The organism is Brevibacillus sp. FW301-21C12A (assembly GCF_058788915.1).
Genome location: NZ_JBYTBG010000092.1, coordinates 1 through 5,264, shown reverse-complemented (window position 1 = coordinate 5,264; position 5,264 = coordinate 1). Strand labels below are relative to the sequence as shown.

The 5,264-nt window shown below is 45.8% G+C and carries 4 protein-coding genes and 1 pseudogene; 3 read left to right on the top strand and 2 right to left on the bottom strand.

Translation table 11 applies throughout. The features are described 5' to 3' along the window. Window positions 1-333: 333 nt before the first annotated feature. A pseudogene (locus AC3WQH_RS25260) lies at window positions 334-3,304 on the bottom strand (Tn3 family transposase). 13 nt (window positions 3,305-3,317) lie between these two features. Continuing rightward, the gene (locus AC3WQH_RS25255; protein WP_005835951.1) at window positions 3,318-4,235 is read right to left on the bottom strand and encodes a tyrosine-type recombinase/integrase; all 918 of its coding nucleotides are present in this window, start codon (window positions 4,233-4,235) and stop codon (window positions 3,318-3,320) included. 147 nt (window positions 4,236-4,382) lie between these two features. Between AC3WQH_RS25255 and AC3WQH_RS25250 the strand changes: the two genes are divergently transcribed. The 3 genes from AC3WQH_RS25250 (at window position 4,383) to AC3WQH_RS25240 (ending at window position 5,258) form a co-directional block, all read left to right on the top strand. After that, window positions 4,383-4,634, top strand: a complete 252-nt coding sequence (locus AC3WQH_RS25250; protein WP_005835953.1) for a hypothetical protein — start codon at window positions 4,383-4,385, stop codon at window positions 4,632-4,634. Further along, window positions 4,603-4,866, top strand: coding sequence for a type II toxin-antitoxin system RelE family toxin (locus AC3WQH_RS25245; RefSeq protein ID WP_005835955.1), 264 nt, complete (start codon window positions 4,603-4,605; stop codon window positions 4,864-4,866). Before AC3WQH_RS25250 ends, AC3WQH_RS25245 begins: the two co-directional genes overlap by 32 nt. A 95-nt stretch (window positions 4,867-4,961) precedes the next feature. Beyond that, the gene (locus AC3WQH_RS25240) at window positions 4,962-5,258 is read left to right on the top strand and encodes a hypothetical protein (protein ID WP_492332316.1); all 297 of its coding nucleotides are present in this window, start codon (window positions 4,962-4,964) and stop codon (window positions 5,256-5,258) included. The last annotated feature ends 6 nt before the right edge of the window (window positions 5,259-5,264 follow it).

The following is a 5,264-nucleotide window of genomic DNA, read 5'->3' as shown; positions in this document are numbered from 1 at the left end:
GTGGTTGAAGGAGGGAAGAAGCATATGAAAATGCGAGAATAAGGGAGAAAGACTCAAATTTTAAGGGGTTAAACCGCAAGAATGGTATGGGGATGTACCGCTTTTTCCAGTGGAAGACTCCTGGCGTAAGGAAATAAACCGGGCAAGTCGGATCGTTCACCAGTATCGATACCTTCAAATAGAATCTCGGTCGCATCCGATCGCAATCCGACAAACTCTAGTAGGGGTCCCGCCAACATTTTAACGAAAATATACGCTAAGCCCTCGATCCTGTCCGACTTGGCGTTTTTTCTTACTCTAAGTTGGTCCGGGTGACAGCCCCGGACCAACCGCTCAATCAATGTCCTGTTCTTTAAGCGGACGCAATGAATTAAGAGAAGTATTCTGCCTTAAATTGAACTTGTATTCTCCTAAGAAATTGATATGCTCCCATCCAAGTGGTGAGATATGCTTTAGTAGATCTTCCTGAAGCTTACCTTGCTTTTTGCGATGTTCTGATGCTTGCTGGAGATAGACGGTATTCCAAACGCTAATAGCATTAATGATGATGTTCAATGCGCTGGCTCTCTGGAGCTGATCTTGTAGAGCGCGTTCTCGCAGTTCTCCATGTTTGCCGAAAAAGATCGCCCTGGCCAATGCATTCATGGCTTCCCCTTTGTTCAATCCCCGATGGATTCTTCGCCGTAGCGCTTCACTTGATAGGTAATCCAGGATGAAGATTGTTTTTTCGATTCTGCCCATTTCCCTGAGTGCGGTGGCCAAACTATTTTGTCTTGCATAGGAGCCAATTTTCCCCATAATGAGTGATGCCGAAACCGTTCCTTCACGGATGGAGTGAGCCAGCCGGAGAACATCGTCATAGTTCTCCTGAATGATCTTTGTATTGATCTGACCTCGCAGCAGCTTCTCCAGTTTAGGGAAGTCGGCAGGCTTCCCGATTGTGTACAGTTTGGAGTCAGCCAAGTCGCGTAAGCGCGGCGCAAAGCGAAATCCGAGCAAATGTGTTAAACCAAAGACTTGATCGGTGTAACCGGCTTTATCCGTATAATGCTCCTCAATGGTCAGATCTGTTTCATGATGCAGCAATCCATCAATGACATGTACGGCATCTCGAGCGTTCGTATTGATGACTTTCGTGTAGAACGTAGAAAATTGATCGCTCACGAACCGATAAATCGTAGCGCCTTTCCCGGTACCGTAGTGAGGATTCGCATCTGCATGAAGCGCCGAAACACCGATCTGGACGCGCATTCCATCGGATGATGAGGTGGTACCGTCTCCCCAGTATGAGGGCAGCGCCAGCTTATGATGGAAATTAACAAGAACGGCCTGCGCTTTATTCATCGCGTCTTCGTACAGCCGCCATTGCGCTGCATTAGCCATCTGCCGATATGAAATGCTCGGCGTGGCTTCAGCCATTTTCGTAAGCCCAATGTTCGTTCCCATTGCCATAATGGTAGCCATAAGAATTGTCGTTTCTTCCTCGTTCGGAGTGCGGTTACTGGAGGCGTGAATAAACTGTTCATGAAAATTCGTCCAGTTGGCTACTTCCATGAGCAGATCCGTTAGTTTGATTCGTGGAAGAAGTTCGTAAAGAGAAAGCCTGAAATTCCGGGATTCGTCCGGAACATCTTTCTCCAATCTTTCAATGTGCAATTTCCCGTTCTCCAAATTCACGCCGTCCAGCTCGTCGATATGTTCGGAAACCCAGTTTAATCTTTAAAGAAGCGATTCAGTCCGTTCTTCAAGATAATTTTTTGCCGATAAGCTGACAGCAAGCTTTGTAGCATTTGGATCGATGCCATTCCAGTCCTCTTTCGGCACAAGGTATTCCTCGAAATCTTTATGCTGACGGCTCCCGACAATGGAAACGTCACCAGAACGAACGTAATTACGCAGTTCTGTCAGAACGGCCATTTCGTAATAATGCCGGTTGATCGTTCCGTCATCATCGTAGACGTGCTTTTGCCAACGGTTTGAAACGAAATTTAGCGGTGCGCCTTCCGGAACTTTTCGCTTCCCGGTTTCATTCATATCCCGAATGATATCAACCGCCTTCATTAACGGTTCCGCCGACTTAGTTGAGTGAAATTCCAACGATTTTAACAGCGTTGGCGTATACTTCCGGAGCGCATAGAATTTCTTTTCCAATAAGTCCAAATAGTCATAATCTACGGGCCGCGCCAGCCGCTTGGCTTCCTCCACGGATTCGATGAGCTGACCCCACGGCATAACGGCTTCAAGCGCAACAAATGGGTCAACACCTTCACTACGAGCTTTGATTAGAGCCGCCCCAAGATCGGCAAAGTGAACAACCTTTTCGTTGATCGATTTACCGTTTTGCTTTTGAAGTTCTTCTTGGGCTTTTCTCCCTTTGGAGAGCAGTATCATGATTTGCCGGTCATGAATCTCGAAAGCCAGGTCTGTCAAATCCTGAATCAGCTCCAGTAGGTACGCTACTAAAATCGCGTACTTTTTTGGATCATTAAAGCGGCGGAAGGAGTGAGGTTCGTAGCGTGAACCAATTTTAGAAAGTTGCCGCAGCCGGTTCGGATGAATGCCTTTTGTATCGACTTGTAGCTGCAAGTCACGTATGTATTCGAGTTTTTCAATAACCTTCAAAAAAGAATCCGGAGAGCTGGTACCGGGAATTTCTCTTAACCATGCCAAGTAGGTTTTGCTGCTTTCCGGCATTGTGGTCAAGACTCGATCCAGCTTAGCAATCTGTATTTCTGTAAGCGAGCTACTGAGTAGCCTGAATATTTTTTCTTCTGTTCGTTTGCGAGTCTCCCAAACGGCTCTTTCAATCGTGGCCATTGAAGGAAGTATGATTTTACGCTTGCGTAAATCTTCGAGTGCGAGTTGAATCAAGTGTAGAGGATTGCCGTTCGCCATTGCATGGTTAAAAAGATGCTTGCACAGGGAACGATACTCACTCAAGGTAAACGTCTGGAAGCCATATTCCTACCTGATTTCCTCCAAATGCTCGTATTTCGTGGCTTCTCGTTCGCCGTAAGATGTAAAAGACTCCACATCGGCGTTGATTTGTTTAGCGATATAACGAAGGACTTGAATAGGTACTTCATTTACGTCAGAGAGCGTCCAGCCGAGATAGCGAAGTACGCACAGCTGCACGGCAAAGCCGAGTCGATTATAATCTCTTCGCCGCTGCTGAATGATTTCAAGGTCATGCTGGGTAAATGTGAAATAGGTGCCCAATTCCCATTCGCCGAGATTAGGCGGTATTTGCAAATATTGCAGCCGTTCCTCCGGAGTTAGCAGTTCCACTTACTCTCGCGTACATCGTTCTCATCCCCTCATTGCCATGCTATTTTTTCGACTTCAGATTGCAGATCCGCGCGAGTCGCCTTGACGTAAATCATCGTTGTATCCAGACTATCGTGTCCCATAATTTGCGCCAAGCGGTGCAATGGCGTGTTCTCTGCCATCACGTACCCGAACCGGTGCCGTAGATCGTGTGCGCTCAGTCCTTCGAGCCGCGCCGCTTTCATGTATTTTTGAATCAAATGGCGTAAAGCTCGTTCGGTTAATCGATCGCCAGTTTTCTCCGAAGGAAACAGATAAGGACTATCCGGAGGAAGAACTGCCAGATATTTTTCCAAAGCAGATCTGCACGTTGCGTTCAAAGGTACTTCACGCTGTTTATTTCGTTTTCCGGACCGCACCGTAAGTTGGCCGCTGCGTTTTCCGATTTGAATATCGCCGGGAGTCAAGTCGCAAACCTCCATCGTTCTGATGCCGGTATGAAGCATGACAATAAGGATCGTCTGATCTCGGAGAGAGCCGCTATGCTCGGCCGCAGCAATCAATGCAGCTTCTTCCTTGTCTGTCATCTGCCGAGGGCTTACCTTTTCTTCCGGAACCAATTTGACCGGCTTTGAAGGATCACGGCGAATCCTGGATTCCGAAGTGGCCCACTCAAAAAAACGTTTCAGAGTTATAAGTCGCCGGTTAATGGTCGCCGGTTTTAATTCCATCACTTTTTGCGCGGCTTCCCGGTATCGTGTTAATGTTGGAGTAGCCACATCTTCAATTCGAAATATAACTTCTTCCTCTTGGTGGTCGGCTGTTTCAAACCAACCAATAAAATGTTTCAGGTCGCTTGCGTACTGCTTTAGCGTTTTGGGATTCAAATCTTCACGGGTGGTGAGAGCGTGAATGAAGTCATGAATAGTCTCCTCACCCTGTTCCGAAATCCCGATCGTCTCTCTCATTAGCAAAGCCTCCAAATCTTGACTTACATTAGCGGACATGGTATTCTTATCTTAACTGAAACATTAGCGGACATCAAGTGTGCGTTCTGAAAATGCATAACGACCGCTAATCTTAATTAGCGGACATTTAGAAAGGAGATCGTTCACATGGCGGTTAGCAAAGAAGCTGTAATCAAATTGTTTGACCTTCTTCCAGATGATGCAAAGCAATCAGCCTTTGATTATTTGCAATTTTTATCCATTCGCCATACACGACCAGACTGGAACGAGATTGATAAGATGGAACCGGACTCAGAACCTCTCACAGAAGAAGAACTTCGCCAAATGAAAAGTGATGCCGGTTACGTTACGGGGGAGGACGCCAAGCGTGAGTTCGGGCTACAAGTTGATCTACCATAAGGATGCGGTTAAATTTTTGGCCAAGCAAGAAAAAGCCGTTCAGGAACGAATCGTACTCGGATTACGAGGACTTCTTGAAGTCCCACCTATCGGTGACATTAAGCCAATGAAAGGCTACACAGCTCTCTATCGACTAAGAGTTGGCACCTACCGCGTCCTTTTTGAAATTGATCATAATGAAATGATCGTATACATACGCGCAATCGATTCACGCGGCGGTATCTACAAGTAAATATTTTTTTGACCAATAAGTTAACTTGGTAAACTCGGTTAACTTATTGGTAATACTGACTTATAAAGATAACTATGAGGGAGAGGCGAAAGCGAATGGCAGAAACCACAAAAGGTTTTAAAATGACCGATGAATTAAAGAACAGAATTAACAGTACCATTGAAGCAGCTGGAATGACGGATAAAGATTGGATCGAAGCTGTAACAAACCTTTGGGTTATGCAGGATATGAAAAACGGAATGCCAGACTTCCAGAAAGATATTTCGGAGTTAGAACTTCATACCAATCGAATTAATGAATTGGTCATGAACATGATTCAACGCTCCCACTATAAAGTAATGTTTTCTCCTGTTTTCTCGCTCATTCTCTGTTTTTTAACTTTGACATCTTAAAGCTCT

Coding starts and splice junctions, on each gene's coding strand:
- AC3WQH_RS25250 (WP_005835953.1), top strand. CDS start 4,383: ATGGCGGTTAGCAAAGAAGCTGTAATCAAATTGTTTGACCTTCTTCCA.
- AC3WQH_RS25255 (WP_005835951.1), bottom strand. CDS start 4,235: ATGAGAGAGACGATCGGGATTTCGGAACAGGGTGAGGAGACTATTCAT.
- AC3WQH_RS25240 (WP_492332316.1), top strand. CDS start 4,962: ATGGCAGAAACCACAAAAGGTTTTAAAATGACCGATGAATTAAAGAAC.